Source organism: Kitasatospora sp. NPDC051853 (assembly GCF_044452665.1).
Taxonomy (GTDB): Bacteria; Actinomycetota; Actinomycetes; order Streptomycetales; family Streptomycetaceae; genus Kitasatospora.
The window spans coordinates 131,178-158,128 of sequence record NZ_JBITBY010000008.1; the positions used below are offsets into that span (position 1 = coordinate 131,178).

Annotated in this window: 26 protein-coding genes; 24 read left to right on the top strand and 2 right to left on the bottom strand. The window is 70.7% G+C overall.

The features are described 5' to 3' along the window. Window positions 1–32 precede the first annotated feature (32 nt). The 6 genes from ACIA8O_RS23295 to ACIA8O_RS23320 all read left to right on the top strand — a co-directional run bounded on the left by ACIA8O_RS23295 (window position 33) and on the right by ACIA8O_RS23320 (window position 7,309). Window positions 33–962, top strand: a complete 930-nt coding sequence (locus tag ACIA8O_RS23295; RefSeq protein WP_396295864.1) for an NAD(P)/FAD-dependent oxidoreductase — start codon at window positions 33–35, stop codon at window positions 960–962. An 80-nt stretch (window positions 963–1,042) separates the two neighbouring features. Continuing rightward, window positions 1,043–1,363, top strand: a complete 321-nt coding sequence (locus ACIA8O_RS23300; RefSeq protein ID WP_345283770.1) for a UBP-type zinc finger domain-containing protein — start codon at window positions 1,043–1,045, stop codon at window positions 1,361–1,363. Continuing rightward, complete coding sequence (locus tag ACIA8O_RS23305; protein ID WP_396295865.1) at window positions 1,360–2,727, top strand: peroxidase family protein; 1,368 nt, start codon at window positions 1,360–1,362, stop codon at window positions 2,725–2,727. Before ACIA8O_RS23300 ends, ACIA8O_RS23305 begins: the two co-directional genes overlap by 4 nt. A 150-nt stretch (window positions 2,728–2,877) precedes the next feature. Next, entirely contained in the window at window positions 2,878–4,680 is a 1,803-nt protein-coding gene (locus tag ACIA8O_RS23310; protein ID WP_396295866.1) for an AGE family epimerase/isomerase, read from the top strand. Window positions 4,681–4,795: 115 nt separating this feature from the next. Beyond that, window positions 4,796–6,928, top strand: a complete 2,133-nt coding sequence (gene glgX / locus ACIA8O_RS23315) for a glycogen debranching protein GlgX (RefSeq protein ID WP_396295867.1) — start codon at window positions 4,796–4,798, stop codon at window positions 6,926–6,928. Between the two features lie 30 nt (window positions 6,929–6,958). Continuing rightward, the gene (locus ACIA8O_RS23320; RefSeq protein ID WP_396295868.1) at window positions 6,959–7,309 is read left to right on the top strand and encodes an STAS domain-containing protein; all 351 of its coding nucleotides are present in this window, start codon (window positions 6,959–6,961) and stop codon (window positions 7,307–7,309) included. A gap of 58 nt (window positions 7,310–7,367) precedes the next feature. Here ACIA8O_RS23320 and ACIA8O_RS23325 read toward each other — a convergent pair whose 3' ends face one another. Beyond that, window positions 7,368–8,141 (bottom strand): SDR family NAD(P)-dependent oxidoreductase, encoded by a 774-nt coding sequence (locus ACIA8O_RS23325; protein WP_396295869.1) that lies wholly within the window; start codon window positions 8,139–8,141, stop codon window positions 7,368–7,370. 149 nt (window positions 8,142–8,290) lie between these two features. Further along, complete coding sequence (gene glgB, locus ACIA8O_RS23330) at window positions 8,291–10,171, bottom strand: 1,4-alpha-glucan branching protein GlgB (RefSeq protein ID WP_396295870.1); 1,881 nt, start codon at window positions 10,169–10,171, stop codon at window positions 8,291–8,293. Window positions 10,172–10,402: 231 nt separating this feature from the next. Here glgB and ACIA8O_RS23335 point away from each other — a divergent pair, with 231 nt between their 5' ends. From ACIA8O_RS23335 to ACIA8O_RS23420, 18 genes are all read left to right on the top strand, one after another. Beyond that, window positions 10,403–11,230, top strand: a complete 828-nt coding sequence (locus tag ACIA8O_RS23335) for a type 1 glutamine amidotransferase domain-containing protein (protein WP_396295871.1) — start codon at window positions 10,403–10,405, stop codon at window positions 11,228–11,230. Between the two features lie 10 nt (window positions 11,231–11,240). Continuing rightward, window positions 11,241–12,881, top strand: a complete 1,641-nt coding sequence (locus ACIA8O_RS23340) for a thiamine pyrophosphate-binding protein (protein ID WP_396295872.1) — start codon at window positions 11,241–11,243, stop codon at window positions 12,879–12,881. Window positions 12,882–12,923: 42 nt separating this feature from the next. Then, window positions 12,924–13,355, top strand: a complete 432-nt coding sequence (locus ACIA8O_RS23345) for a nuclear transport factor 2 family protein (protein ID WP_396295873.1) — start codon at window positions 12,924–12,926, stop codon at window positions 13,353–13,355. 55 nt (window positions 13,356–13,410) lie between these two features. Beyond that, a complete protein-coding gene (locus ACIA8O_RS23350) occupies window positions 13,411–13,833 on the top strand; it encodes a nuclear transport factor 2 family protein (RefSeq protein ID WP_396295874.1) in 423 nt (140 codons plus the stop codon). Window positions 13,834–13,836: 3 nt separating this feature from the next. Then, a complete protein-coding gene (locus ACIA8O_RS23355; protein WP_345283788.1) occupies window positions 13,837–14,289 on the top strand; it encodes a nuclear transport factor 2 family protein in 453 nt (150 codons plus the stop codon). Window positions 14,290–14,326: 37 nt separating this feature from the next. Then, window positions 14,327–14,731: a nuclear transport factor 2 family protein gene (locus tag ACIA8O_RS23360; protein WP_396295875.1), complete on the top strand. Its 405-nt coding sequence runs from the start codon at window positions 14,327–14,329 to the stop codon at window positions 14,729–14,731. After that, window positions 14,728–16,281 (top strand): GMC family oxidoreductase, encoded by a 1,554-nt coding sequence (locus tag ACIA8O_RS23365; RefSeq protein ID WP_396295876.1) that lies wholly within the window; start codon window positions 14,728–14,730, stop codon window positions 16,279–16,281. Before ACIA8O_RS23360 ends, ACIA8O_RS23365 begins: the two co-directional genes overlap by 4 nt. After that, window positions 16,274–16,882 (top strand): DJ-1/PfpI family protein, encoded by a 609-nt coding sequence (locus ACIA8O_RS23370; protein WP_396295877.1) that lies wholly within the window; start codon window positions 16,274–16,276, stop codon window positions 16,880–16,882. The genes ACIA8O_RS23365 and ACIA8O_RS23370 overlap by 8 nt, the downstream gene beginning before the upstream one ends. Beyond that, window positions 16,879–17,325 carry a VOC family protein gene (locus ACIA8O_RS23375; protein ID WP_396295878.1) on the top strand — a complete coding sequence of 149 codons (447 nt, stop codon included), beginning with the start codon at window positions 16,879–16,881 and terminating at the stop codon, window positions 17,323–17,325. The genes ACIA8O_RS23370 and ACIA8O_RS23375 overlap by 4 nt, the downstream gene beginning before the upstream one ends. Before the next feature lie 41 nt (window positions 17,326–17,366). Then, window positions 17,367–18,422 carry an aldo/keto reductase gene (locus ACIA8O_RS23380; protein WP_396295879.1) on the top strand — a complete coding sequence of 352 codons (1,056 nt, stop codon included), beginning with the start codon at window positions 17,367–17,369 and terminating at the stop codon, window positions 18,420–18,422. Further along, window positions 18,419–19,600, top strand: a complete 1,182-nt coding sequence (locus ACIA8O_RS23385; protein WP_396295880.1) for a low temperature requirement protein A — start codon at window positions 18,419–18,421, stop codon at window positions 19,598–19,600. Before ACIA8O_RS23380 ends, ACIA8O_RS23385 begins: the two co-directional genes overlap by 4 nt. A gap of 219 nt (window positions 19,601–19,819) precedes the next feature. Continuing rightward, a complete protein-coding gene (locus ACIA8O_RS23390) occupies window positions 19,820–20,194 on the top strand; it encodes an STAS domain-containing protein (protein ID WP_396295881.1) in 375 nt (124 codons plus the stop codon). Next, complete coding sequence (locus tag ACIA8O_RS23395; RefSeq protein ID WP_396295882.1) at window positions 20,191–20,511, top strand: STAS domain-containing protein; 321 nt, start codon at window positions 20,191–20,193, stop codon at window positions 20,509–20,511. The genes ACIA8O_RS23390 and ACIA8O_RS23395 overlap by 4 nt, the downstream gene beginning before the upstream one ends. 7 nt (window positions 20,512–20,518) lie before the next feature. Then, a complete protein-coding gene (locus ACIA8O_RS23400) occupies window positions 20,519–21,106 on the top strand; it encodes an ATP-binding protein (RefSeq protein WP_396295883.1) in 588 nt (195 codons plus the stop codon). Further along, window positions 21,033–22,220 (top strand): PP2C family protein-serine/threonine phosphatase, encoded by a 1,188-nt coding sequence (locus tag ACIA8O_RS23405; RefSeq protein WP_396295884.1) that lies wholly within the window; start codon window positions 21,033–21,035, stop codon window positions 22,218–22,220. Before ACIA8O_RS23400 ends, ACIA8O_RS23405 begins: the two co-directional genes overlap by 74 nt. After that, window positions 22,217–23,479, top strand: a complete 1,263-nt coding sequence (locus ACIA8O_RS23410) for a glycosyltransferase family 4 protein (protein WP_396295885.1) — start codon at window positions 22,217–22,219, stop codon at window positions 23,477–23,479. Before ACIA8O_RS23405 ends, ACIA8O_RS23410 begins: the two co-directional genes overlap by 4 nt. 171 nt (window positions 23,480–23,650) lie before the next feature. Beyond that, window positions 23,651–25,024: a cation:proton antiporter gene (locus ACIA8O_RS23415; protein WP_396295886.1), complete on the top strand. Its 1,374-nt coding sequence runs from the start codon at window positions 23,651–23,653 to the stop codon at window positions 25,022–25,024. A 96-nt stretch (window positions 25,025–25,120) separates the two neighbouring features. Further along, window positions 25,121–26,806, top strand: a complete 1,686-nt coding sequence (locus ACIA8O_RS23420; RefSeq protein WP_396295887.1) for an enoyl-CoA hydratase-related protein — start codon at window positions 25,121–25,123, stop codon at window positions 26,804–26,806. The last annotated feature ends 145 nt before the right edge of the window (window positions 26,807–26,951 follow it).

Below are 26,951 nucleotides of genomic sequence, written 5' to 3' on the forward strand. Positions count from 1 at the left end.
GTGCGGAGCCGTGCCACACGGGAGGTTTTCACATGACAGGTCCCGCACACGCCGCCGACGCCATCGTGGTCGGCGGCGGGCCCGCCGGGCTCTCGGCCGCGCTGTACCTGGCGCGCTACAACCGCTCGGTGCTGGTCTTCGACAGCGGTCACGGCCGGTCGACCCACCACCAGACCAACCACAACTACCTCGGCTTCCCGAACGGCATCGCCACCGTGGAGCTGCGCGAGCTGGCGCGGCGTCAGCTGGAGCCGTACGAGCAGGTGCGGATCGTCCACCACACCATCAACGAGGTCTCCGGCAACGGCGACATCGGCTTCACCGTCAAGGCGCAGGGCGGCAGTTGGCACGGCAAGGTGATCGTGCTGGCGACCGGCGTGCTCGACCACTTCCCGCACTTCGAGGGCTGGGAGGAGTACGTCGGCCGGTCCATGTTCTGGTGCATCACCTGCGACGGCTACGAGAACCGGGGCAAGCGCATCCTGGTGGTCGGCCACACCGACGCGGCGGCCGGCGAGGCGATGCAGCTGCACGGCCTGACCGACCAGGTCCAGCTGCTGCTGAACAGCAACAGCAACGACATCAGCCCGAAGTTCGCCGCCCGGCTGGCCGCGGCGGGCATCCCGGTGATCGACGACCGGATCGACAAGGTCGAGGGCCAGGACGGGCAGATGACCGCGGTCTTCACCAAGGGCGGCCGCCGCCTCCCGCTGGACGCGCTCTTCTCCATCCAGGGCGCCAACCCGGAGACCAAGCTGGCCCACCAGCTCGGCATCGACTTCGCCCCCAGCGGCTACATCGCCGTGGACACCGAGCAGAAGACCTCGGTGGCCGGGGTGTACGCGGCCGGTGACGTCACCGCGCTGCACTCCCACCAGGTGACCGCCGCCGTCCACGAGGGCGCCCAGGCGGCCTCGGCGGCCAACTACTTCCTGTACCCGCCGGAGCTGAAGGCGGACTGACGGGCCGTCAGGCCGCGCGGACGTAGGACCGGCCGCCCGAATCCGGGCGGCCGGCTCAAGTGATGTGGAAGGAAACCGAGATGACCGACTGGACCGTGGTGGGGGACTCCAACGGCTACCCCACCACCGCCACCTGCGGGCACCTGGGCGAGGCGGCCGACGTCAAGCCCTCGACCCTGGAGGGCTGTGAGGACTGCCTGCGCGAGGGCACCCGCTGGCTGCACCTGCGCGAGTGCCTGGTCTGCGGCCACGTCGGCTGCTGCGACCAGTCGCCGCGCCGGCACGCCACCGCGCACTGGCACGCCACCAAGCACCCGCTGGTCCGTTCGTTCCAGCCGGACGAGGACTGGGCCTGGTGCTACCCCGACTCGCTCTTCCTGCTCCCCGCCGAGCTGGCATGAGCAAGCACCAGGTGGTCAGGGACCACTGCCTCGCGCCCGGCCGTCCGGTGGACGCGCCGCCGAGCGGTGCCCGGTACAGCAGGATGCTGCCGGAGCTCCCCGCGCTCGACTCCCGTCCGGAGGAGCTGTTCCGGGCCGGCTCCCCGGGCGGCGTCTGCGACGCCGCCCGGTTCCCGCTGCGGGCCGGGGTGGACGACGCGGCCGGTGCGGCCGGCTGGCCGTTCTTCGGGCAGTTCATCGCGCACGACATCACCGCGGACCGTTCGCCGATCTCGGCCCAGGCCGACGTGGCGGCGCTGCGCAACGTCCGCTCGCCCAAGCTCAACCTCGAACTGGTGCACGCGGACGGCCCGGTGGGCTCGCCGTACCTGTACGACGCGGCCGACCCGGCGAAGCTGATCACCTCCCGGGACGGCACCGACGTGCCGCGCAACTGGCAGGGCACCGCGCTGATCGGCGACCCGCGCAACGACGTGCACCGGTTCGCCGCCCAGCTCCACCTGGCCTTCCTGAACGCGCACAACGGGCTGGTGGACCGGCTGCGCGAGGACGGGGTGCCGGAGGCCGAGCTGTTCGACGAGGCCCGCCGCGCGCTCACCTGGCACTACCAGTGGATCGTCGTCCACGACTACCTGCCGCGGCTGATCGGCGCCGAGCTGACCCGTCAGATCCTGGACGGGGGGCCGAAGTTCTTCGCGCCGGCGCCGGGCGAGGCCTTCATTCCGCTGGAGTTCGCGGACGCCGCGTTCCGCTACGGGCACGGCCAGATCCGGCACCGCTACCGGATGACCAGGGACGGGCTGCAGTACCCGCTGTTCCCGCACCTGTTCGGCCACGGGCCGATCCCGCCGGAGCACGTGGTCGACTGGTCGATGCTCTTCGACGTCCCCGGCGCGCCGCCGGCCCAGCGGGCCAAGCGGATCGACGGCGGGCTGCCGACCAGTCTGATCTCGCTGCCGGAGGACATCACCGGCGAGGTGGACCAGGCCGAGCTGCGCTCGCTGGCCGTCCGCGACCTGCTGCGCGGGCAGGCCACCGCGCTGCCCTCCGGGGAGTCGGTGGCCGAGCAGTTCGGCGTGCAGGTGCTGACCTCCGAGGAGGTCGGGCCGGAGTGGGCCGGCGGCACGCCGCTGTGGCTCTACATCCTCAAGGAGGCGCAGGTGCGCCACGAGGGCGACCGCCTCGGCGAGGTGGGCGGCCGGATCGTCGGCGAGGTGCTGATCGGGCTGCTCCGCGCGGACGGCGAGTCCTACCTCGCGGCGGACCCGGGCTGGCAGCCCACGCTGCCCTTCGGCGGGGACGGTTTCACGCTGGTCGACCTGCTCGACTTCGCCGCGGCCAATGGAGTGAAGAAGGCGACTTGACGGACATTCACGTTCGAGTCCGGGGTGAATTCCCCGGGCTCGCAACGTGATTGACCGAACAGAATTCCGATGGGGATGATGAATTCGGTCAAGCTGTCCGCCGGTATCCCGGTGCCATCGACATGGAGGTTGCACGTGAAGTCCGAGGTCATGCGTTTCACGTTCATGGACGCCATCGCCGGACGAGTGGTCGAATTCCGTTCGGAGGACCGGGTCTTCACGCTGAAGACCATCGACGGCCGCGATTTCGACGTCAAGCTCAGTGACGGGATGTCGGCGGAGCTCCTGCGCAACCTGGACGAGCCCTACGCGGACGCCGGCGGCCACGTCGACGACCTGCTCAAGCCCGGCCAGCAGGTCTTCGTCTACGGCGTCTTCTACCCCGAGGGCGGCGAGTACAACTACGAGGCCAAGAAGCTGACCTTCGTCGGCCGCGGCCCGGACGACTACAGCTACGAGAAGTCCAACTGGTGGATCAACCAGATCGACTCGCTGGCCCGGTTCTACCGGCGCGCGCAGTTCGGCGACGGCAAGATCGACTACAAGGACTACCGCACCAACATCCGCCTCGGCGGCGACAAGGCCGCCAGCCACGTCCAGGAGACCGACACCATCTCCCGGATGGTCTACGGCATGGCCTCGGCCTACATGCTGACCGGCAACGAGGACTACCTCGAGGTCGCCGAGCTCGGCACCAAGTACCTGCGCGACCACATGCGCTTCGTGGACCGCGACTCCAACGTCGTGTACTGGTACCACGGCATCAAGGTCGAGGGCGACTACGAGAAGAAGCTGCTCACCTCGGAGTTCGACGACGACTACGACGCGATCCCGATGTACGAGCAGATCTACGCGCTGGCCGGCCCCACCCAGACCTTCCGGGTCACCGGCGACCGCCGGATCGCCTCGGACATCGACTCCACCATGCGGCTGTTCGAGCAGTACTACCGCGACTACGAGGGCGGCGGCTACTTCTCGCACATCGACCCGGTCCTGCTCTCCCCCCACCACGACTCGCTGAAGTTCAACAAGTCGCGGAAGAACTGGAACTCGGTCGGCGACCACGCCCCGGCGTACCTGATCAACCTCCTGCTGGCCACCGGCGACGAGCGCCACGCGGAAATGCTGGAGCGCACCTTCGACACCATCGTCGAGCACTTCCCGGACTACCAGGCCAGCCCGTTCGTCAACGAGCGGTTCAACACCGACTGGTCCCAGGACCTCGGTCACACCTGGCAGCAGGACCGCGCGGTCGTCGGGCACAACCTGAAGATCGCCTGGAACCTGATGCGGATGAACTCCTACAAGGACAAGGACTCCTACAAGGAGCTGGCCGAGAAGATCGGCCGGATCATGCCGGCGGTCGGCAGCGACCAGCAGCGCGGCGGCTGGTACGACGTGGTCGAGCGCAAGCTGGCCGACGGCCAGGAGTTCCACCGCTTCGCCTGGCACGACCGCAAGGCCTGGTGGCAGCAGGAGCAGGCGATCCTGGCCTACCTGATCCTGAGCGGCACGGTCGGCGGTGACGCCTACCGCGAGGAGGCCCGCCAGGCGACCGGCTTCTACAACACCAACTTCCTCGACCACGACGAGGGCGCGGTCTACTTCAACGTGCTGGCCAACGGCCTGCCCTACCTGCTCGGCACCGAGCGCCTCAAGGGCAGCCACTCGATGAGCATGTACCACTCGGCGGAGCTCTGCTACCTCGCCGCGGTGTACACCAACCTGCTCAACACCGGTCAGCCGCTGAACCTCTGGTTCAAGCCGCGGCCCGATGCCGACCGCACCCTGCGGGTGTCGCCGGACCTGCTGCCGGCCGGCCGGGTCGAGCTGACCCGGGTCGAGATCGAGGGCAAGGAGTGGGACAGGTTCGACGCCAAGAACCTCACCGTCGAACTGCCCGACTCGGCCTACTCGCTCACGGTGAAGGTGGAGCTGACCCCGGTCGGCTGAGTACTCGTCAGGGGCTGTCGCTCCCGGGGCATGCGGGCCCCGGGAACGACAGCCCCTGACGCTTCTTCGGAACAGTTCGGCGAGGACACGACAAAGGCTCTGGGAGGGACCGGACGTGGACACGGATGACAGAGGGACGGTGGCGGCGGAGGAGTTCGCCACCGATCGGATCGCGGGGTACGACGTACGCCCCGGCACCCCCTATCCCTTCGGCGCGACCTACGTGCCGGGCGGGGTGAACTTCTCGGTCTACTCCAGCCGGGCGGACGACGTCTCGCTGGTGCTCTTCAAGCCGGGCGACTCCGTACCGGTCGCCGAGATCCCGATCCCGGACGAGTTCCGGGTCGGCGGGGTCTGGGCGATCACCGTGCTGCGCATCGGCGAGGGCGACGTGGACTACGGCTACCGGGTGTTCGGCCCGCCGCAGCCGGCCCCCGGCGACCGCTTCGACCCGGCCGCCGTCCTGCTCGACCCGTACGCCAAGGCCGTCACCGGCCGGGACACCTGGGGCGAGGAGCCGGACTGGAACAGCCCCAACCAGTACCGGGCCCGGCTGACCGCCGACCACTTCGACTGGCAGGGCGACCACCCGCTCCGGCTGCCCGCCAAGGACCTGGTGGTCTACGAGCTGCACGTGCGCGGCTTCACCCGGCACGAGTCGGCCGGAGTGGCCGCGCCCGGCACCTTCGCCGGCCTGCGCGAGAAGATCCCCTACCTCAAGGAACTCGGGGTCAACTGCGTCGAGTTGATGCCGGTCTTCGAGTTCGACGAGTTCGAGAACAGCCGGACCAGCCCGACCACCGGCGACCTGCTGCTCAACTACTGGGGCTACTCCACGGTGGGCTTCTTCGCCCCCAAGGCCGGCTACGCGGCCGGCGGCGCCGCCGGGCGCCAGCGCGAGGAGTTCAAGGAGCTGGTCCGGGACCTGCACGCCAACGGCATCCAGGTGATCCTGGACGTGGTCTTCAACCACACCGCCGAGGGCAACGAGCACGGCCCGACCATCCACTTCCGGGGGCTGGACAACAGCACCTACTACCAGCTCACCCCGGAGGGCTACTACCAGAACTTCAGCGGCACCGGGAACACCTTCAACTGCAACAACCCGGTGGTCCGCGACTACATCCTGTCCTGCCTGCGGTACTGGGCCAGCGAGTACCACGTCGACGGCTTCCGCTTCGACCTGGCCTCCATCCTGGACCGCGGCGAGGACGGCGCCCCGCTGGAGAACCCGCCGCTGCTGGAGGCGCTCTCCTACGACCCGCTGCTCAAGGACTGCGTGCTGATCGCCGAGGCCTGGGACGCCGGCGGCCTCTACCAGGTCGGTGCCTTCCCCAACTACGGCCGCTGGGCGGAGTGGAACGGCAAGTACCGGGACGTGCTGCGGCGCTTCCTCAAGGGCGAGCCCGGCACCGTCGGTGAGCTCGCCACCCGCCTGGTCGGCTCGCCCGACCTCTACGGCACCCGCGGCACCACCGCCTCGGTCAACTTCGTCACCTGCCACGACGGCTTCACCCTCAACGACCTGTTCTCGTACAACGAGCGGCACAACGAGGCCAACGGCGAGTACAACCGGGACGGCAACAGCGACAACGACTCCTGGAACTCGGGGGCCGAAGGGCCGACCGACGATCCGGAGGTGCTGGCGCTGCGGCGGCGGCAGGCCAAGAACGCCATGGTGCTGCTGCTCACCAGCCAGGGCATCCCGATGATCCTGGCCGGCGACGAGTTCGGGAACACCCAGGGCGGCAACAACAACGCCTACTGCCAGGACAGCGAGATCTCCTGGCTGACCTGGCCGAAGACCGACGAGGCCGACGAACTCCGGCGCTTCACCACCCAGTTGATCCGCTTCCGGCAGGAGCACGAGGTGCTCCGCCGGGCCACCCACCCGACCGGCGCCGACGCCGTCCCCGGCTACCCCGACGTCAGCTGGCACGGCACCCGGGCCTGGCAGCCGGACTGGTCCGAGGGCGACCGGGTGCTCGCGGTGATGCGCTGCGGCGAGCACGAGGACGGCTCCGCCGACTTCGTCTACGTCGCCGCCAACGCCCACTGGGAGGGCCTGGAGCTCGAACTCCCGGACCTGCCGGGCGACATGCGCTGGCACCGGGCGGCCGACACCTCGGCCGAGGAGCCCGAGGACATCAGCGCGCCGGGCGCCGAGCCCGTCCTGGAGGACCAGCTGCGCTACCCGATCGGCCCGCGTTCCGCGGTGGTCCTGGTCGGCCGCCGGAACGACGGCTGAGCGCGGCACGGGGGGAGAAGGGGGATGACCATGACGACGACGAACGGTGAGGCGGCCGGTCCGAGACGGCACGGCGGCAGCACGGTGAGGATCAGGGTCGGCGGCGAACTGGACGCGCTCGGCACGCCCGGGTTCCGCCGCCAGCTCGACACCCTGGCCCAACGCCGGGAGATCGGACGGCTGGTGCTCGACCTGAGCACCGTCCGCTACCTCTCCTCGGCCGGGCTGCGCTCGCTGCTCTACCTGCGCCAGCGCTTCCCGGAGCCGGTGTCGATCGCGCTCGCCGGGGTGCAGGAGCCGGTCGGGCGCACGCTCCGGCTGGCCGGCTTCCAGCGCGGCCTGGAGCTCACCGGCCACGACGACGGTGAGGCGGCGGCCTGACGGCACGCCAGGAGAAGGGCCCCGGTACCTCGGTACCGGGGCCCTTCTCCTTTGGTTCTCAGGGGAGTCGGATGCCGCTCAGCGCGGCACAGGCGGCCAGCAGGGCCTCCTGGACCTCCGGGTCCCTGGTCTCGGGCTTCGCCTCGTCGAGGAAGCGCATGTGGCGCAGGTAGCTGCTGGAGACCTGGGCGGCCGGGTCGTCCGAGCCGGCCAGCCAGACCTGGGTGGCGGCGCCGGTCGCCAGGTCGGTCGGCGCCGAGCTGCCGCCCATCCGGGAGCGGACCCAGCCCGGGCAGACGGCGTTGCTGTGGACCTCGGGGTGGCGGCGGGCCACCGCGAAGGCCAGCGCCAGGTCGGCCAGCTTGGAGTCGCAGTAGGCGCCGGTGCCGTCCCAGCGGCGGCGGGTGCGCTGGAGGTCGGCGAGGTCGATGGTGCCGCCGTCGGACATCCCGGAGGAGAGGTAGACCAGGCGCCGCGGCAGCGGGATCAGCGCGGTGAGCACGTAGGGGGCGAGGACGTTGACCTGGAAGGTGGTCTCCAGGCCGTCCTCGGAGGCCTGGCGGGGGCTGCCGGTGCGGGAGATCCCGGCGTTGTGGACGATCGCGTCGAACGGGCCCAGGGCGGTGGCCTGCTTGGCGAGTTCGACGGTCTGGGAGAGGGAGGCGAGGTCGCCGACCACCACGTCCGCGGCACCGGGGACGGCCCGGCGGGCGTCCTCGGCGCGCTGGGCGTTGCGGGCGTGCAGCACCACTGCGTGGCCCTGGGCGACGAGCATGGTGGCGGTCTGACGGCCGATGCCGTCGGCGGAGCCGGTGACGAGGATGCGCTTCATGTAGGTCAACTCCTAGTTGGTGATGCCGGGGGCGCGGGGAACTGCGCGAGTTCGGAAGGCGGACCAGTGCTAGATCGGGGCATGCGAGCCAGTTGCAGGTGTTGCCGTTCCCCCGCGCGCAGTTCCCCGCGCCCCCGAGGCGTAGCCACTTACGCCGACACGAGCCAGCAGGTGCTCAAGGCCGGCAGGTGGAGCTCGGCGGACCAGGGTTGGCCGTGGTGGGGGGTGGGGGTGGCGCGGACGCTGAGGGGGCGGGTGGGGGTGGCGTCGGTGTCGAGGAGGACGTGCCAGCGGCCGGGGCGGGGGAGGCCGATGCGGAGGGAGTCCCAGGTGGCGCCGGAGAGGTTGGCGACGCAGACCAGCGGGGTGCCGTCGGGGGCGCGACGGAGGAAGGCGTACACGTTGTGGCCGGCGTCGTCGGCGTCGAGCCACTGGAAGCCCTCGAGCACCGGGTCCTGGGCCCAGAGGGCGGGGGTGGCGGCGTACGTGCGGTTCAGGGAGGCGACCAGCCGGCGGATGCCCAGTCGGCCGGTCTCCTCGGGGCCGGGCCACTGGAGCCCGTAGGCCTCGCTCCACTCGCCCTGGTCGCCGTTCTCGCCGCCCATGAAGAGCAGGTTCTTCCCGGGGAGTGCCCACATCAACCCGAACATGGCGCGCACGTTGGCGAGTTGGGCCGCCTCGTCGCCGGGCATCCGGCTGCGGAGCGAGCCCTTGCCGTGCACCACCTCGTCGTGGCTGAGGGGGAGGACGAAGTTCTCCGTCCAGGCGTAGGTGGTGGAGAAGGTGATGCCGTGGTGGTGGTGCTCGCGGTGGACCGGGTCCTGCCGGAAGTAGTCGAGGGTGTCGTGCATCCAGCCGAGGTTCCACTTGAAGTCGAAGCCCAGGCCGCCGTCGCGCAGCGGGGCGGTGACGCCGGGCCAGGTGGTGGACTCCTCGGCGATGGTGAGGACGCCGGGGAAGCGGCCGTGCACGGTCTCGTTGAGGGAGCGGAGGAAGGCGACGGCTTCGAGGTTCTCCCGGCCGCCCTCCCGGTTGGGCTCCCAGGTGCCGTGCGGCCGGGAGTAGTCGAGGTAGAGCATGGAGGCGACCGCGTCCACCCGCAGGCCGTCGACGTGGAACTCCTCGCACCAGTAGAGGGCGTTGGCGATCAGGAAGTTGGCGACCTCGGGGCGGCCGTAGTCGAAGACCAGGGTGCCCCAGTCGGGGTGCTCGCCGCGGCGCGGGTCGGGGTGCTCGTAGAGCGGGTGGCCGTCGAAGCGGCCGAGGGCGAAGTCGTCGCGGGGGAAGTGGGCGGGGACCCAGTCGAGGATGACGCCGATGCCGGCCCGGTGCAGCGTGTCGACCAGGTAGCGGAAGTCGTCGGGGGAGCCGAAGCGGGAGCTGGGGGCGTAGAAGCCGGTGACCTGGTAGCCCCAGGAGCCGCCGTAGGGGTGCTCCATGACGGGGAGCAGCTCGACGTGGGTGAAGCCCTGCTCGCGCACGTAGGCGGTGAGCTGGACGGCGAGCTGACGGTAGCTCAGGCCGGGCCGCCAGGAGCCGAGGTGGACCTCGTAGACGCTGAGCGGGCGGCGGCGCGGGTCGGCGGCGGCGCGGCGGATCATCCACTCGCGGTCGCCCCAGCGGTACCCGGAGGCGTACACCACGCTGTCCGGGCCGGGCGGGAGCGGGGCGGAGCGGGCGCACGGGTCGGCCTTGGCGCGGCGGACGCCGTCGGCGCCGAGGAGTTCGAAGCGGTAGCGCTGGCCGGCCTCGGCGCCGGGGACGAAGGCGGTCCAGTAGTCGGTGGTGCCGATCCGGTGCAGCGGGACGGCGGCCCGGCCGCCGGTCACCTGGCCGGCCACCGCGACCTGGTGGGCGCGCGGGGCCCAGAGGGTGAAGGAGACCCCGGGGCGGCCGGTGGCGTCGGTGCCGGGGTGGGCGCCGAGCACCTCCCAGAGGCGCTGGTGCTTCCCCTCGGCGAGCAGGTGCAGGTCGAGCGGGCCGGGCCCGGAAGCCGGCCGCTCCTCAGGCGCGGCGATTGACTGAAGCACGGCAATTCCTTTGGTCGGCGACACTCCGGAATTCTCGCAGCCCGGGGCATTCCGTGGGGAGTTTTCCGGGTGGAAAAAGTGCACTCCGACAATGCGGCACAAGGGACTTGACGTAATGCGCCGGGCCATTCCGGGGGGAGTGCCGACCGGCCCGTCGGTCCGTTGACCCGGCCCCCGGCCTGCCCCAGTCTCTGAGGGCAGGCAGTGACAAGCCTCGAAAACGGAGTAGCCATGACGAAGAAAGTTCTCGTACTCCTGTCGGAGTACGGCTATTGGGGCGAGGAACTCGTCGGCCCGCTGTACGCATTCGACAAGCAGGGTTACGAGGTGACCTTCGCGACCCCCACCGGCAAGCGGGCGCACGCCCTGCCGCCGAGCATGGACCCGGGTTTCGTCGACCCGCCGCTCGGCCGCAGCGTGGTCTCCGCCGAGGTCGCCAAGGTGGTCGTGGACCTGGAGGCCTCGGACCGGCTGGACAGCCCGGAGGACCTCTCCTCCTGGATCCCGACCCGGCCCTACACCAGCGACGAGGACTACCTCCGCAAGCTGGAGGCCTACAACAACGCGGTCGGCGACGACCTGACGGAGCGTCTGGCCGAGTACGACGCACTGCTCATCGTCGGCGGCAGCGGCCCGATCGTGGACCTCGCCAACAACGGCCGGGTGCACGACGTGATCCTGAGCTTCCTGCGCGCGGACAAGCCGATCGGCGCCGAGTGCTACGGCGTGGCCTGCCTCGCGTTCGCCCGTGACTGGGAGGACCGGAAGAGCATCATCTCCGGCAAGCACGTCACCGGGCACTGCAAGGAGTACGACTACAAGGACGGCACCGGCTTCCTCGGCACCGACTTCGTGATGGGCCCGCCGCCGTACCCGCTGGAGTACATCCTCCGCGACGCCACCGCCCCCGAGGGCCGCTACCACGGCAACTTCGGCAAGGAGATCTCGGTGATCGTCGACTACCCGTTCATCACGGGCCGTTCGACCCCGGACTCCTACCGCACCGGCGAGAAGATGGTCGAGGTCCTGGAAGACGGCCTGACCCGCTACGGCTGGTAAGGGAGCTCCTGTGACCAGGCTCGGCAAGAACGCCGTCATCGAGCAGCTGCTCGCCGACGGCATCACCCACATGTTCGGCAACCCCGGCACGGTGGAGCAGGGCTTCCTGGACGCCCTGGAGGAGTACCCCGACTTCCAGTACATCCTGACGCTGCAGGAGACGGTGGCGGCCGGCATCGCCGACGGGTTCGCCCGGGCGACCGGTGGCCCGGCGCTGCTCCAGCTGCACAGCGGGGTCGGCCTCGGCAACGGCATCGGCATGATGTACCAGTCCAAGCGCGGTCACGCGCCGCTGGTGGTCATCGCCGGCGAGTCGGGCATCGAGTACGACGCGATGGACGCCCAGATGGCCGCCGACCTGGTCGCGATGGCCAGGCCGGTGACCAAGTGGGCGACCAGGGTGGTCGATCCGCGGTCCCTGCTGCGGGTGCTCCGCCGTGCGGTGAAGACCGCGATGACCGAGCCGCGCGGCCCGGTCTTCGTCTCGCTGCCGATGGACATCCTGGACGCGCCGAACGACGAGCCGGTCGTCCCGACGGTCATCCCCGACCGTCGGACGCTGCCGGCCCCGGCCCTGGTGGCCGAGGCGGCGGCGCTGCTGGCGCCGGCCGAGCGTCCGCTGCTGCTGGTCGGCGACGGGATCTCCGTCTCCGGGGCGGAGCCCGAACTGCTGCGCGTCGCCGAGAAGTTGGGCGCCGACGTGTGGTTCGTGGACTCCTCGGAGGCGCACCTGCCGGCCGACCACCCGCTGGCCCGCGGCGCCATCGGCCACATGTTCGGCATGGTCAGCCGGGCGGCGGTGCGCGAGGCGGACGCGGTGCTGATCGTGGGGACGTACGTCTTCCCCGAGGTCTTCCCGGACCTGGTCACCCCGTTCGCCGAGGACGCGGCGATCGTGCACGTCGACCTCGACGACTACGAGATCGCCAAGAACCACCCCGTCACGCTGGGCCTGGTCGCCGACCCGAAGCTCACCCTGGACGCCCTGGCCACCGCGCTGGACGGGCTGCGCACGCCCGAACAGGACGCTGCGGCACAGGAGTTCATCGAGAAGCGGCGGGCCGAGCAGGCCGAGCGCGCGGCGGCTCCGGACGACACCCTGATCGGTGCCTTCCTGGCGAAGCTGGGCGAGCGGGCCCCGGAGGACCTGATGGTCTTCGACGAGGCGCTGACCGCCTCGCCGTACATCACCCGGTACCTCAACCCGCGCCTGCCCGGGCACTACTTCGCCACCCGCGGCGGTTCGCTGGGCGTGGGCATCCCGGGCGCGGTCGGCATGAAGATCGCCCACCCGGAGAAGACCGTCATCGGCTTCACCGGCGACGGCGGCTCGATGTACACCTACCAGGCGCTGTGGACCGCCGCCCGGCACGACGTGCCGGCCGTCTTCGTGGTCTGCAACAACCACCGGTACGAGCTGCTGAACAAGAACATCGACCAGTACTGGGTCGAGCGGGACATCGCCAAGCACGATTTCCCGCACTCCTTCGACCTCTCCCACCCCGAGATCGACTTCGTCGGCCTGGCCCGCTCGCTGGGCGCCGACGCCGTCCGGCTGGACAAGCCGGACCAGATCGACGACGTGGTGGAGCGGATGCTGACGACCCGTCGTCCGCTGCTGGTCGAGCTGCTCACCGACGACACCCGCTGACCGTCACCCGCTGACCGGCAGTCCTTCGCAGCAGGAGAAGAAATGGCACTGACCGAGACGGCGATCAAGACCATGGTCGCCGACTGGTACCGCGCGCTGGACCAGCACGTGCCGCTGGAGACCGCGCTGACCTACCTGGTCGACGAGGGCCTGGAGATGCGCTTCCCGGAGACCACCTCCCGGGGCCACGCCGGCTTCGCCGACTGGTACAAGGCCGTCACCAACCGCTTCTTCGACGAGGTGCACACCGTCACCTCGACCGAGGTGAGCAACCTGACCGAGACCTCCGCCGACGTCAAGGTGGTCGTCAACTGGCAGGCCAAGATCTGGGACGCCCCGGGCCCGAAGAGCGCTTGGCTGGGCTTCGACGCCTACCAGACCTGGGTGGTCTCGGTCGGCCCGGACGGCGCCCCGCAGATCAAGACCTACATCGTGGACTCCCTCGACCCGATGCCGGGCTCGGCCTCGCTCTGAGAGTCCCTCCTCGCTCCAACACCCTTGTTGCACAACCGAACTGAGAGGCAGTCACATGTCCAACACCGACATCGTCCTGAAGATGTACGAGTACTTCGGCACCGGCGACATGGACAAGATCAAGAACGAGCTCTTCCACGAGGAGATCGTCTGGAACATGCCGGGCCACCACCCGCTGTCCGGTTCGATGAAGGGCGCCGACGAGGTCATCGCCTTCTTCGCCGACCTCTTCCAGGCCGGCATCTCGGTCGACAACGTGCACTTCGGCGAGCTGGACAACGGCACCGTCGTGGAGAAGCACAGTGGCCACGGCGAGTCCGAGGGCGTCCAGTACCTCTTCCCGACCTGCACCACCTACGGCATCGAGGACGGCAAGATCCGCGAGGTCCAGGTGCACACCGCCGACCAGCACGGCGTGGACCGCTACATGTGGAGCCGCTTCCAGCTCAAGGGCATCGCCGCCCGTCTGGCGGGCTGAACCATGGCGGACGACGTCACCCCCGAGCTGGTCAACGCGGCCTACGAGGCGCTCGCCACCGGCGACCGCGGCCAGATCGAGAAGTACTGGGACGAGTCCATGCGCTGGCTGGTCCCCGGCAACCACCAGCTGGCCGGCTGGTGGGAGGGCCTGGACGGCTTCTTCGACTTCATGACCCGGGTCGGCGAGCTCTCCGGCGGCAGTTTCATCATGACCCGCAGCGCCATCTGCACCGCGCCCGGCTGGTCGGCCGACGTCTCCTACAACCTGGGCACCCGGGTCACCGCGGAGGAGGGGAGCCTCTCCCCGTACGACCGCCTGGAGATCGACGTCATCCACCTGCTCAAGTGGGAGAACGGCAAGGTCGTCGAGGGCCGCGGCGCCATCTTCGGCGACGGCACCACCCAGTTCAACCAGTTCTGGTCGCAGCTCGCGACCAACGCCGTGCGCGTCTGAGCGCCGGGTACTACAGGCCCGGTTCGGGCTCACACAGATGCGGAAGGGCACCGTGGTGGACACCAGGGAAGTAGTGACCTCGTACTACCAGCTTGCGAACGCCGGGGACTGGGACGCCTGGTGCGACCTGTTCGCGGTGGACCAGGTGATGGACGAGCAGCTCGCAGGGCACGTCGAGGGGCGGGAGACGCTCCGGGAGATGATGAAGGGCTTCCCGGAGATGTACGCCTCGTTCCAGAACGTTCCCGCCCACTTCGTGGTGGACGGCGAGCAGGCGGCCGTGGTCTCGAGGATCACCGCCGAGACGCCGGCCGGCGGCCGGGTCGAGGCGAACGTCGTCAACTACTTCCAGGTGGTGGACGGCCTGATCACCTACATGGCCAACTTCCACGACACGGTGCCCTTCCGCGCCGTCCTCGGCTCCCCGGACGGTGCGTCATGAGCGCCCCGGTGGAGTACGACTACATCGTCGTCGGCGGTGGCACCGCCGGGTCGGTGGTCGCCAACCGGCTGTCCGAGGACCCGGACGTCAAGGTCCTGGTGCTGGAGGCCGGCGGCGCGTTCGTCCCGGCCAACGTGGACGCCGCACCACTGTGGTACACACTGCTCGGGTCCCCGGTGGACTGGGGCTACCAGACCGTGCCACAGGCCGGGTTGAACGGCCGGACGGTCTACGAGCCGCGCGGCAAGCTGCCCGGCGGCTCCAGCAACCTCTACATCATGATGCACATCGAGGGTCACCCCTCGGACTTCGACAACTGGGCCTACCAGGGCGCGGCCGGCTGGTCCTACGCGGACCTCAAGCCGTACTTCGCCAAGCTCAAGGAGCTCCAGACCGTCACCTCCGCGGCCGACGGCGACCCCCACCCGCTGTCGCGGACCTTCATCGACGCCGCCAAGGGGCTCGGCCACCGCGAGGTGGACGACTTCAACGGCCCCGAGATGATCGGCACCGGCTGGCACCACATCGACGTGGAGAACGGCCGCCGCAAGGGCGCCCTCCAGTCCTTCCTGGAGCCGGCCCTGCCCCGCCCCAACCTGACCCTGCGCACCTCGGCCACGGCGATGAACCTGGTCTTCGAGGGCACCCGCTGCGTCGGCGTGACGTACCGTCAGGAGGCCGAGAAGGCCCCCGAGGGCGAGGGCCGGCTGCTCTCCGCCGCCACCCAGGCGGAGCCCGGCGTGCACACCGTGCGGGCCACCCGCGAGGTGATCGTCTGCCAGGGCGCCATCGAGTCCCCCAAGCTGCTCCAGCTCTCCGGGCTCGGCCCGGCCAAGCTGCTGGCCGAGCACGGCATCCAGGTCGTCGCCGACCTGCCGGGCGTGGGCGAGAACTTCCACAACCACGTGCTCACCGGCCTGATCGCGGAGACGGTGGCGCCGCCCCGGGAGGGGCACCAGAACCTCTCCGAGTCCGCGCTGTTCGCGGTCTCGCAGCCCGGCATGATCGCGCCGGACCTGCAACTCGCCTTCGTGCACGTGTCGTTCGACATCATCGTGGGCGCCGGCCACCCGAACGCGGTCTCCATCCTGCCCGGCGTGGTCCGCCCGACCTCGCGCGGCTCGGTCCGGCTGGCCAGTGACGACCCGTTCGCCAAGCCGCTGGTCGACCCCAACTACCTGGGCGACCGCTCGGACGTGGACCGGATGGTCCAGGGCTTCAAGCTGGCCCGCGACATCTTCGCCGCGCCGGAGTTCAAGGGCCACCTCAAGGGCGAGCTGCTGCCCGGCCCGGACGTGCGCACCGACAAGGAGATCGAGCAGTTCGTCCGCGACCGCGCCGACTGCTACCACCACCAGGCCGGCTCCTGCCGGATGGGCATCGACGACCTGGCCGTGGTCGACCCGCAGCTGCGGGTGCGCGGCGTCGAGGGCGTCCGGGTGGTGGACGCCAGCGTGATGCCGGCCGTCCCGTCCGGCAACTGCCACAGCGCGATCGTCGCCATCGCCGAGCGCGCGTCCGACCTGATCAAGGAGGCGCGCCGTGGGTGACCTGGTGCTCCGCGAGGGCCCGCTGACCGGCACGAAGATCGCCGTGCTGATCGAGAGCGACTACTTCGAGCCCGAGATCCACTACTACCAGCGGCGCTTCGCCGAGGAGGGCGCCGAGGTCCACTTCCTCACCCGGCTGTGGGGCCAGGACGCGATCACCTTCACCGGCCACGAGTGGCGGGTGCCGTTCACCGCGACCGAGTCCTTCGAGGGCCTGAGCGACGAGGAGCTGCGCTCCTACGCCGCCGTCATCGTGCCCTCCGGCATGGTCTCGGACCGGCTGCGCTACACCGAGGACGTGGACGTGCTGGCCCCGGCGGCCGAGTTCGTCAAGCGCGCCTTCGACGAGCCCTCGGTGCTCAAGGGCATCATCTGCCACGGCTTCTGGCTGCTCGCCACCGTCCCGGAGACCATCCGGGGCCGCAAGGTGGTCTGCCACAACAACCTGGTCGGCGACGTCCGGAACATGGGCGCCGAGTACGTGGACTCCGACGTGGTGCTGGACGGCGACGACCTGGTGACCGGGCGGACCGGGCAGCACGCCCACCTGTTCGCCCGTCAGATCATCGACATCCTGACCAGCCGCCGGAGCGCGTCGTGAGTGCCGGGCTGCGCTGGTCCCACGCGGCGCTCAACTGCGCGGACCAGAAGGCGACCGAGGAGTTCTACCACCGCTGGTTCGGCTTCGAGCGGGCCCGCACGGTGGACCTGGGCGACCAGCAGATCGTCTTCCTGAAGCAGGGTCAGGTCTACCTCGAACTGTTCGCGGCGGGAGCCGGCGAGCCGCTCGACGTAACGAAGGACGGCCCTTCCACGGCCGGAACGGTGAGACACCTGGCCTTCCAGACCGAGGACCTGACAGAGTTCCTGTCCGGGCTGGACGAGGACGTGCCGGTCTCCCTGGGCCCGCTCTCCTTCGACGACTTCATCCCCGGATGGCGCAGCATCTGGCTGACCGACCCGGACGGGGTGGTGGTCGAGGTCAGCGAGGGCTACCGGGACGATCCGTCGGCCCACGCGCACGCGCACACGCACGCGCACTGACCCGGCCGCGACGGGCCAACATCAGGGGAGGGATTACCGAGATGCGTTACCGACTTCTGGGACGCAGTGGTCTGAGGGTCTCCGAGCTGTTCCTCGGCACCATGACCTTCGGCGAGGACTGGGGCTTCGGCGCCTCCGTCGAGGAGAGCCGCAAGCTCTTCGAGGCGTACGCCGAGGCCGGCGGGAACGTGATCGACACCGCCAACCGCTACACCGAGGGCACCAGCGAGAAGATCCTCGGAGAGCTGCTCGGGGCGGACCGCGACCGCTTCGTGCTGGCCACCAAGTACACCCTCACCGATGACGGCACCGACCCGAACGCCTCGGGCAACCACCGCAAGAACCTGGTCCGTTCGCTGGACCAGAGCCTCAAGCGGCTGAACACCGACCGGATCGACCTGCTCTGGGTGCACATCTGGGACCCGGGCACGCCGATCGAGGAGACCATGCGGGCCCTGGACGACCAGGTCCGGGCCGGCAAGGTGCAGTACATCGGCATCTCGGACTCCCCGGCCTGGGTGGTCGCACGGGCCAACACCCTGGCCGAATGGCGCGGTTGGACCCCCTTCGTGGGCGTCCAGGTGCCGTTCAGCCTGGTCAAGCGGGACGCCGACCGGGAGATCATGCCGATGGTCGAGGCGATGGGCCTCTCGGTGGCGGCCTGGTCGCCGCTCTCCGGGGGCCTGCTCTCCGGCAAGTTCAGCCGCGGCCGGGCCACCGGCCGGACCCGGGTGAACCAGCACGACATCTCGGCCCGGGACCTCGCGGTGGCCAAGGAGGTGGACGCCGTCGCGGACGAACTCGGCGTCTCCTCCTCCCAGGTGGCACTGGCCTGGATCATGCGGCACGGCAGCCACGTCCACCCGGTGATCGGCGCCCGGAAGCTGGAGCAACTGCAGGACAACCTGGCCGCCGTCGACGTCCGGCTACCGGACGAGGCGGTCGAGCGGCTCAACCGCGCCAGCGAGGTGCCGCTCGGCTTCCCGGCCGACTTCATCAAGTCCATGAAGGGCTTCGTCTACGGCGAGGCGGGCCGTCTGACCGACGGCCTGGAGGTCGGCGCCCACCGCCACATCGAGGGCGGGGACGGCGCATGACCACCGACGTGGAGGCCGCGGAGACCCAGGAACAGCGGGTCACCTGGGCCGAGTTGTTCTTCGACCTGGTCTGGGTGTTCGCCATCACCCAGATCTCGGTCCTGCTGGCCCACTCGCACTCGCTGCTGGACGCCGGCGCCGCGATCCTGCTCTTCCTACCGCTCTGGATGGGCTGGGTGGGCGCGGCGCTGCTGGGCAACACCAGCGGCTCCAACCTCGACGGCGTCCACGGCCGCCTGCTGGTCTTCGCGCTGGCCGCCTGCGGCCTGGGCATGGCGGTGGCGGTGCCGGACGCCTTCGGGTCCAGCGGGCCGCTGTACGGCGTCTGCTACGTGCTGCTGCGGCTGATCCTGTGGCAGCGGATGCGGCGCTGGCCCAGCTTCGGCGGGCTGCGGATCGAGCCGTTCTCGGTCAGCCTGCTGGCCAGCGGCCCGCTCTTCCTGGTCGGCAGCTTCCTGGACAGCGGGCCGCGCCACGTCCTCTGGGCGATCGGCGCGGTGATCGAGGTGCTGGGCACCGCGGTGCTGGGCAAGAAGCTCGACCAGGCCCGGTTCGAGACCTCCCACCTCCCGGAGCGCTTCGGCCTGTTCGTCATCATGGCGCTGGGCGAGACGGTCATCGCGGCCGGCAGCCACATCACCGGCCACGTGATGGACGCGCTCACCCTGAGCACGCTGGGCCTGGCCTTCGTGCTGATCGTGCTGCTGTGGTGGGCGTACTTCCACTACGGGGCACCGGCCGCCCGGCACAGCCTGGGCAGCGATCCGGTGCAGGCCCGCATCGTCCGCGACGTGTTCAGCTACGCGCACCTGCTGTACGCGGTCGCGATCATCCTGATGGCGGTCGGACTGGAGGAGTTGATCGCCCACCCGACCCAAGTGCCGCACGAACTACCGCAGTTGATGCTGGCCCCGGGGGCCGGTCTCTACCTGCTCGGGTTCTGCTACGCCCGCTGGCGGATGTTCGGCGCGGCCGCGGTGCCCCGGTTCTCCGGAGCCGTGGCGCTGGTCGTGCTGTCCGGGCTGGCCCCGCTGCTGCCCCAACTGGTCACCGCCGTCGTGGTGGTGCTGGTGCTGGCGGCCGTCAACGGGCTGGAGGCCTTCATCGTGGAGACCCACCGCTCGCTGCCGCTGGTGCGGGTGCCCCAGCGCCTCCGGCGCGCCCAGCCGGCCGAGTAGCCGCCCTTTTTCCGCGCCGATGGCCGGCCCCTTCCCGGGGCCGGCCATCGGCTTTTCCATGCCGTGAACACCGACCTGACACAGGGACTTGACGGACTCCGATCCGCGACTCGAACGTGGATTCCCCCGGGCGGACAGGTGATTGACGCTCCCTCACGGGCCGCCGGAAAATAGCAGGGCAAAGGGAATCTGGAGCAATTTCGACCGAGGGGCCCGGCAATGGAGGTCGTCACGCGCATGGCCGACGGCGTCACCTGCGTCGAACTGACCGGTGACCTGGACGCCAGATCGGCGCAGGGCGTGTTCAGCGGGATCGTGGACGTCATGCCGCAGGGAACGCCGCTGCTGCTGGACCTCTCCGGGGTCCCGTTCATCTCCAGCGCAGGTCTGCGGGTGCTGCTCATGGTGCACCGGCGGGCCCAGGGCGCCGAGGTCGAGGTGGCTCTCGCCGGCCTTTCGTCGCATCTTCGGAATGCGCTCCGGGTGACCGGCTTCCTCCGCCTCTTCCATATTGTCGAGAGTTGTTCCGATGGTGTCGCCATGCTCATTCGGCAGCGCGCCGCCGAGGAAACTGACCAGGAGTGGACCAAATGAGTTTTGACGTCTCAGTGGATTTCCGCGGCACCACGGCGGTCGTGACCATCGGCGGTGACCTCGACGCGGCCAGTGCGCCGGCCTTCCAGAAGGCCGCCGAGTCGGTCATCGAGGGCCGCCCGAAGGAGCTCGTCCTGGAGATGAGCAAGGTCGACTACATCTCCTCGGCCGGCCTGCGCCAGATCGTCTACACCCGCCAGAAGATGGACGACGACGTCCGCGTCGTCCTGGTGGGCGTCAACAGCGCCGTGGAGCAGACCATCCGACTCGTCGGCTTCGACCAGAGCGTCACCTTCGCAGACTCGATCCCGGCGTAGGCATGCCATGAAGAAGATCGACGTGTCGGCGGACGTCAGCTCCCTGGAGCTGGTCAACTCCCTGGTGGAGGACCTCGCGGCCGAGGCCGGACTGACCCCGGCCCGGTCCCACCTGCTCCGCCTGGCGACCGAGGAGCTGGTCGTCAACATCGTGGTGCACGGGTACTCCGGCTCCGGACGGGGCCGGATAGGGCTCGAAGGGGTGGTCACCGACACGGAGGTCTCGATCCGGCTGACGGACACCGCACCACCGTTCAACCCGTTCACGGCCCGGCCACCGCGTGGTCTCGACCTGCCCCTGCACCAGCGCGAGCCCGGCTCGCTGGGGCTCTATCTGGTCAACCACGCGGTGGACAGGTCGTTTCACGAGTACGTGCACGGTGCGAACCACACCACGATCGCCATGCGGCGGATCGCACCGGAATACGATGGGCGGGTCGAGAGTGTCCGAGAAAGCACTGATCGTCAGTCAACCCAGCCCCAGCGCAGCCGCGTTGGAGCTGTGGCAGACCCTGGCGGAGGTGGGGATCCCGGCGACGGTGTCCTACCCCTCCTCGGTACTGGCGGCGCGCTGGCCGGACGCCCCCTCCTGTGACCTGCTGCTGGTGGACGCCGCGCTCGACGTCGAGACGGTCCGTCGGCTGATCCGCGAGCTCAGCCGCAGGACCGGCCGCCCGCCGGCCGTGGTGGCCTTCAGCAGCGGCGACGTGAGCCTGATCGAGCCGCACCTGAAGGAGGGGCTGGACTACCTGTCCGAACCCTTCCTGCCCTACCTGGTGCGCAAGCGGCTGGACATGTGCCGGCAGAACCGCGACCTGGCCTACGTCCTGGACGAGATGCACTCGGCCGTGGACGAGAGCCGCTTCGAGCGGGAGCTCCAGATCGGCCGCGAGATCCAGCGCGGCTTCCTGCCGGAGAACCTGCCGGAGCTGGACGAGTGGGACATCGCGGCCTACTTCGAGCCGGCCCGCGAGGTCAGCGGCGACTTCTACGACGCGTACGACGTGATCAACGGCGACTTCCTCGCCTTCGCCATCGCCGACGTCTGCGACAAGGGCATCGGGGCCGCCCTGTTCATGGCCCTGATCCGCAGTCTGCTCCGGCAGGCCGCGGTGGCCGACGAGGGCCTGACCGCCGTCCCCGAGCCGGTCGGCTCGTCCGGGCGGCCGCTCCCCGGCGCGGCACTGGCGCTGCGCGCCGTCCGCACCACCAACGACTACCTGACCACCAATCACCTGCACCAGGCGTACTTCGCCACCCTGTTCTTCGGGGTGGTGGACACCAGGACCGGTGAGCTGATCTACATCAACTGCGGCCACAACGCCCCGGTCGTGCAGCGGGCGACGGGCGAACAGCTGTCCCTGCTGCCCACCGGCCCGGCCCTCGGGCTGATGCGGGACGCCCACTTCGACCTCGGCTTCGCCACCCTGGAGCGGGGTGACCTGCTCTACCTCTACACCGACGGAGTGCCGGAGGCGCGCAATCCGGCCGGGGAGTTCCTCGGCGAGGGCCGGATGCTGGCCATGCTGGCCGATCCCGGCCGGGCGGCCACCGTGATCGAGCGGATGCGCAAGGCGGTGGCCGAACACGCCGGTGTGGGTGAGCAGTTCGACGACATCACGATGCTCGGTCTGCTCCGGCACCCCGCCGGTCCCGGCGAGTACCAACGCACCACTGAACCGAGAGACGACGGGGGAGACGGTCCATGAAGATCCTGATGCTGTCCTGGGAGTACCCGCCGGTGCTGGTCGGCGGCTTGGGGCGGCACGTGCACGCCCTGGCGACCTCGCTGGTCAAGGAGGGCCACGAGATCACCGTGGTCACCCGCTACGCGCCCGGCCACCCGCTGGAGGAGTGGCAGGAGGGCGTCCGGGTGGTGCACGCCATGGAGGACCCGCCGCTCTTCGCCGAGTCCCAGGACAGCTTCCTGGCCTGGACGATGGCCTTCAACCACACCCTCACCCGGGCCGCCCTGCGCGCCTCGACCGGCCACGACTTCGACGTGGTGCACGCCCACGACTGGCTGGTGGCGCACGCCGCGGTCACGCTCAAGGAGCAGCTCGACGTCCCGCTGATCGCCACCATCCACGCCACCGAGGCCGGCCGCCACCAGGGCTGGCTGCCCGAGAACATGAACAAGTCCATCCACTCGGTGGAGTGGTGGCTCGCGCACGAGGCCTGCCGCCTGGTGGTCTGCTCCCAGTACATGGCCTGGGAGGTCAACCGCCTGATGAGCGTGCCCTACCGGCGCATGGAGGTGGTGGCCAACGGCGTGGAGCCGCACCGCTGGGAGACCGACCCGGAGCAGGTGCGCAACTTCCGCCGCCGGCACCACGCCGACGGACCACTGGTCGGCTTCGCCGGGCGCCTGGTCTACGAGAAGGGCGTCCAGGACCTCATCATGGCCGTGCCGGAGCTCTCCGCGCGGCACCCCGGGATCAAGGTGATGATCGCCGGCGACGGCCCCTACCGGCAGGAACTGGAGGCGCTGACCCGGGACCTGGGCGTCACCGACCGGGTCGAGTTCACCGGCTTCCTGGACCGCGAGCTCTCCACGATGATCGCCGCCTGCGACGTGATGGCGCTGCCCTCGCGGTACGAGCCCTTCGGCATGATCGCCCTGGAGGTGGCGGCCGCCGGCACCCCCGTCGCGGTGGCCTCCACCGGCGGCATGATGGAGATCATCCGCCCCGGCCGCACCGGCGCCACCTTCAACGCGGGCGACCCGCGCTCGCTCGCGCAGGCCGTCTCCGGTCTGCTGACGGACCGTGACAACGCCCTGGAGATGGCCGGGCGGGCCCGGGAGATGGTGGTCCGCGACTACAGCTGGAAGGCCATCGCCCGGCAGACCGCCGAGAACTACCGCATCGCCACCGTCGAGGGCCCGGTCTTCGCCGAACGCCAGGCCGCGAAGGTCCTCAGCCAGGGCCGCCCCCGCATCGTCGTCCCCGAGGGCAACCTGCTCTGAGGGAGCCGGCGGACGTGGCTACGCCGCTGGGGGCGCGAGGAACTGCGCGCGGGGGAACGGCAGCACGTGCAACTGGCTCGCCTGCCCCGACCTAGCAGTGGTCCGCCTTCCGATTCGCGCAGTTCCCCGCGCCCCCAAAGGCGTAGCCATGTCCCAGAAGGAGACGTGACCGTGAGCGGGATCGATGCTGCTGCGCCGAGGTGGCGCGGGGTGGTGGGCGCCGTTTCGGTGGTGGCGTTGGGTGGGGCGGCGTGGGCCTGGGACGGGGTGAACGATCCGCTGGCGCGGTTCCTGGTGGCGGCGGCGGTGGTGGTGCTGACGGCGCACCTGCTGGGCGCGCTGTTCCAGCGCTTCGGCCAGCCCCAGGTGGTCGGCGAGGTGGTCGGCGGGCTGCTGCTGGGCCCGTCCGCCCTGGGCCTGCTCTGGCCGGCCGGCCAGCAGTGGCTGTTCACCGACCCGGTCCGCCAGGGGCTGGGGTCCGCCGCCGACCTGGGCCTGGTGGTCTTCATGTTCCTGGTGGGCTGCCGGATCCGCCCCGAGGAGCTGAGGGTCCGCAGTGGTGCGCTGCTCGGCCTGGGCGTGGGCAGCCTGCTGGTGCCCTTCCTCGGCGGCACCGCCCTGGCCCTCCTGGTGGGCGACCGCCTGGCGAGCGGCACCCGCCCCGCCGCCGAGGCCGTCTTCCTCGGCCTGGCGCTCTCCGTCACCGCCCTGCCGGTACTGGCCCGGATCCTCGCCGAGCTCCGTCTCACCGACCACCCGAACGGCCAACTCGCCATCGGTGCGGCCGCGTTGGGCGACGGCGTCGGCTGGGGCGCGCTGACCGTGCTGCTCGCCCTGGCGGGCGGCGGCCACGCCGGCGGTGCCCCGCTCACGGTGGCCGCCCTGGTCGTGCTGCTGCCCGCCGTCCGGTACGGGCTGCGGCCCGCGCTGGCCGCCCTGGTGGACTGGGCCGAGCGCCAACCGGCCTCCCGCACCGGCCAGTTGCTCTCCGTCCTGCTGGCCGGGCTGCTCGGACTGGCCGCGCTCACCCAGTGGCTGGGGCTGCACCCGGTGGTCGGTGCGCTGCTGTTCGGCGCGGCCACCCCGGGCGGGCACCCGGCGGTGCGGCGGATCTGCCGCCAGCTGGAGGGCTTCACCACGGCGGTGCTGCTGCCGCTGTTCTTCGTCGGGATCGGGCTGCGGACCTCCGCGGGGGCGGTGCTCGGCGATCCGGCCGGCTGGCTGCTGCTGCTCGCGGTGCTGGCCGTCGCGGTCGGCGGCAAGCTGCTCGGCGCGGTGCTGGGCACCTCGGCGGCGGGGCTGCCGCGATCGGAGGGGCTGCGGCTCGGGGTGCTGATGAACTGCCGGGGCGTCACCGAACTGGTGGTGATCACCGTCGGCCACCGGGCCGGGCTGGTGAACGACCTGGGTGCCACCGTGCTGGTGCTGATGGCGGTGCTCACCACGGCGGCCACCGCCCCGGCCCACCGGCTGCTGGAACGCCGTGCCGCGGCCCGGCCGGGGGCGATCGGGAGGTTTCGTCGGTGGCCGGGGTGGGCTCGGTGAGGGTCGTGAGGTGAGCGATCTGACGTGCGCATGCCCGTGTTTGGATGATCCCGATTCACGGGGGGTCACCGCACTGACATGCCGTCGGAGGGCACCTTGCGCGTACTGCTGGTCGCCAGCGCTTTCAACAGTCTGACCCAGCGGGTCCACGTGGAGCTGCGCGAGCGCGGCCACCACGTCGGGGTCGAACTCGCCCTGGGGGACGAGGCCCTGCGGGCCGGGGCGGCCCGGTTCCGGCCCGACCTGATCGTAGCGCCCATGCTCACCAGGAAGGTCCCGGAGGACGTCTGGCGGGCCCACCCGGTCTTCATCGTGCACCCCGGCCCGGCCGGCGACCGCGGCCCGTCCTCGCTGGACTGGGCGATCCACGACGGCGCCGCCGAGTGGGGCGTGACGGTGCTCCAGGCGGTGGCCGAGCTGGACGCCGGCCCGGTCTGGGCCAGCGTGCCGTTCCCGCTCCGGGCCGGCGGCAAGAGCGAGGCCTACCGCAACGAGGTGGCCGACGCCGCCGTCGAGGCGGTGCTCCAGGCGGTCGAACGGTTCGCCGGCGGCTGGTACGCCCCGGACCTGGCGGCCGGCCGCATCGGACGCGAACGCCCGTACCACGCCCAGGAGTTCCGCCGGATCGACTGGGCGGTCGACAGTACCGCGACGGTGCTGCGCAAGCTCCGCGCGGCGGACAGCCAGCCCGGGGTGCTGGACGAGCTGTACGGCCGCGAGTACTACCTGCACGGCGGCTGCGCCGAGGACCGGCTGCGCGGGTACCCGGGCGAGCCGATCGCCAGCCGGGACGGCGCCCTCTGCCGCGCCACGGTGGACGGGGCGGTCTGGATCCCGCAGCTGAGGCCGCGCCGGACACCCGGCGGGCCCGCCACCTACAAGCTGCCCGCCGCCACCGTGCTCGGGCCGCAGCTCACCCTGGCCGGGGTGCCCGAGGTGCCGGTCACGCCGCAGGAGGCGGCCGGCCGGGAGACCTGGTCGGAGATCCGTTACCGGGAGCACGGCGAGGTCGGCCACCTCGAATTCGCCTTCCCTGGCGGAGCGATGAGCACCGCGCAGTGCCGCCGCCTGCTCCGCGCCTACCGCGCGGCGGTCGCCCGGCCGGTCTCCGTGCTGGTGCTCGGCCCGGCCCGGGACTTCTTCTCCAACGGCATCCACCTCAACGTCATCGAGGCCGCCGTCGACCCGGCCACCGAGTCCTGGGCCAACATCAACGCGATGGACGACCTGGTCGAGGCGATCCTCACCACCACCGACACCTACGTGGTCTCCGCGCTGGCCGGCAACGCGGCGGCCGGGGGCCTGATGCTGGCCCTGGCGGCGGACGAGGTGTGGTGCCGGGCCTCGTCGGTGCTCAATCCGCACTACCGGCTGATGGGTCTGCACGGCTCCGAGTACTGGACCTACACCCTGCCCCGCCGGGTCGGCACCGACCAGGCCGGGCGGCTCACCACGGCCGCCCTCCCGATCGGCGCCCGCGAGGCCCTCGCCCTCGGCCTGGTCGACCGGGTGGCCGGTGGCGACTCCACCGCCTTCCGCCGCTGGGTCTCCCTGGAGGCCGAACAGCTGGCCCACTCCGGGGAGTTGGGTGACTGGCTGGTCGAGAAGAAGCGCCGCCGCGCGGCCGACGAGGCCGCCAAGCCCCTGGCCGCCTACCGGGCCGAGGAGTTGGCCCACATGCGGCACAACTTCCTCGCCCCGGACGAGCCCTACCACGCCCTCCGCCGCGCCTTCGTCCACAAGACCTGCCCCACCGAGACCCCCGCCCACCTCCGGGGGTGATGTGGTGCGCCTCGGGGCCGAAGGCCCCGGGGGCGCGGGGAACTGCGCGAGACGGAAGGCGGCTCACCTGCAACTGAGGGTACGTCAGCCGGTTGCAGGTGCTGCCGTTCCCCTGCGCGCAGTTCCCCGCGCCCCTGGTGTGACC

Excerpts from the sequence above, each read along its gene's own strand:
- ACIA8O_RS23325 (WP_396295869.1), bottom strand. The coding sequence starts at position 8,141 with ATGAAGCGCATCCTCGTCACCGGCTCCGCCGACGGCATCGGCCGTCAG.
- ACIA8O_RS23365 (WP_396295876.1), top strand. The coding sequence starts at position 14,728 with ATGAGCGCCCCGGTGGAGTACGACTACATCGTCGTCGGCGGTGGCACC.
- ACIA8O_RS23380 (WP_396295879.1), top strand. The coding sequence starts at position 17,367 with ATGCGTTACCGACTTCTGGGACGCAGTGGTCTGAGGGTCTCCGAGCTG.
- ACIA8O_RS23360 (WP_396295875.1), top strand. The coding sequence starts at position 14,327 with ATGCGGAAGGGCACCGTGGTGGACACCAGGGAAGTAGTGACCTCGTAC.
- ACIA8O_RS23410 (WP_396295885.1), top strand. The coding sequence starts at position 22,217 with ATGAAGATCCTGATGCTGTCCTGGGAGTACCCGCCGGTGCTGGTCGGC.
- ACIA8O_RS23335 (WP_396295871.1), top strand. The coding sequence starts at position 10,403 with ATGACGAAGAAAGTTCTCGTACTCCTGTCGGAGTACGGCTATTGGGGC.
- ACIA8O_RS23295 (WP_396295864.1), top strand. The coding sequence starts at position 33 with ATGACAGGTCCCGCACACGCCGCCGACGCCATCGTGGTCGGCGGCGGG.
- ACIA8O_RS23395 (WP_396295882.1), top strand. The coding sequence starts at position 20,191 with ATGAGTTTTGACGTCTCAGTGGATTTCCGCGGCACCACGGCGGTCGTG.
- ACIA8O_RS23355 (WP_345283788.1), top strand. The coding sequence starts at position 13,837 with ATGGCGGACGACGTCACCCCCGAGCTGGTCAACGCGGCCTACGAGGCG.
- ACIA8O_RS23320 (WP_396295868.1), top strand. The coding sequence starts at position 6,959 with ATGACGACGACGAACGGTGAGGCGGCCGGTCCGAGACGGCACGGCGGC.
- ACIA8O_RS23390 (WP_396295881.1), top strand. The coding sequence starts at position 19,820 with ATGGAGGTCGTCACGCGCATGGCCGACGGCGTCACCTGCGTCGAACTG.
- ACIA8O_RS23345 (WP_396295873.1), top strand. The coding sequence starts at position 12,924 with ATGGCACTGACCGAGACGGCGATCAAGACCATGGTCGCCGACTGGTAC.
- ACIA8O_RS23385 (WP_396295880.1), top strand. The coding sequence starts at position 18,419 with ATGACCACCGACGTGGAGGCCGCGGAGACCCAGGAACAGCGGGTCACC.
- ACIA8O_RS23305 (WP_396295865.1), top strand. The coding sequence starts at position 1,360 with ATGAGCAAGCACCAGGTGGTCAGGGACCACTGCCTCGCGCCCGGCCGT.
- ACIA8O_RS23350 (WP_396295874.1), top strand. The coding sequence starts at position 13,411 with ATGTCCAACACCGACATCGTCCTGAAGATGTACGAGTACTTCGGCACC.
- ACIA8O_RS23300 (WP_345283770.1), top strand. The coding sequence starts at position 1,043 with ATGACCGACTGGACCGTGGTGGGGGACTCCAACGGCTACCCCACCACC.
- ACIA8O_RS23400 (WP_396295883.1), top strand. The coding sequence starts at position 20,519 with ATGAAGAAGATCGACGTGTCGGCGGACGTCAGCTCCCTGGAGCTGGTC.
- ACIA8O_RS23310 (WP_396295866.1), top strand. The coding sequence starts at position 2,878 with ATGCGTTTCACGTTCATGGACGCCATCGCCGGACGAGTGGTCGAATTC.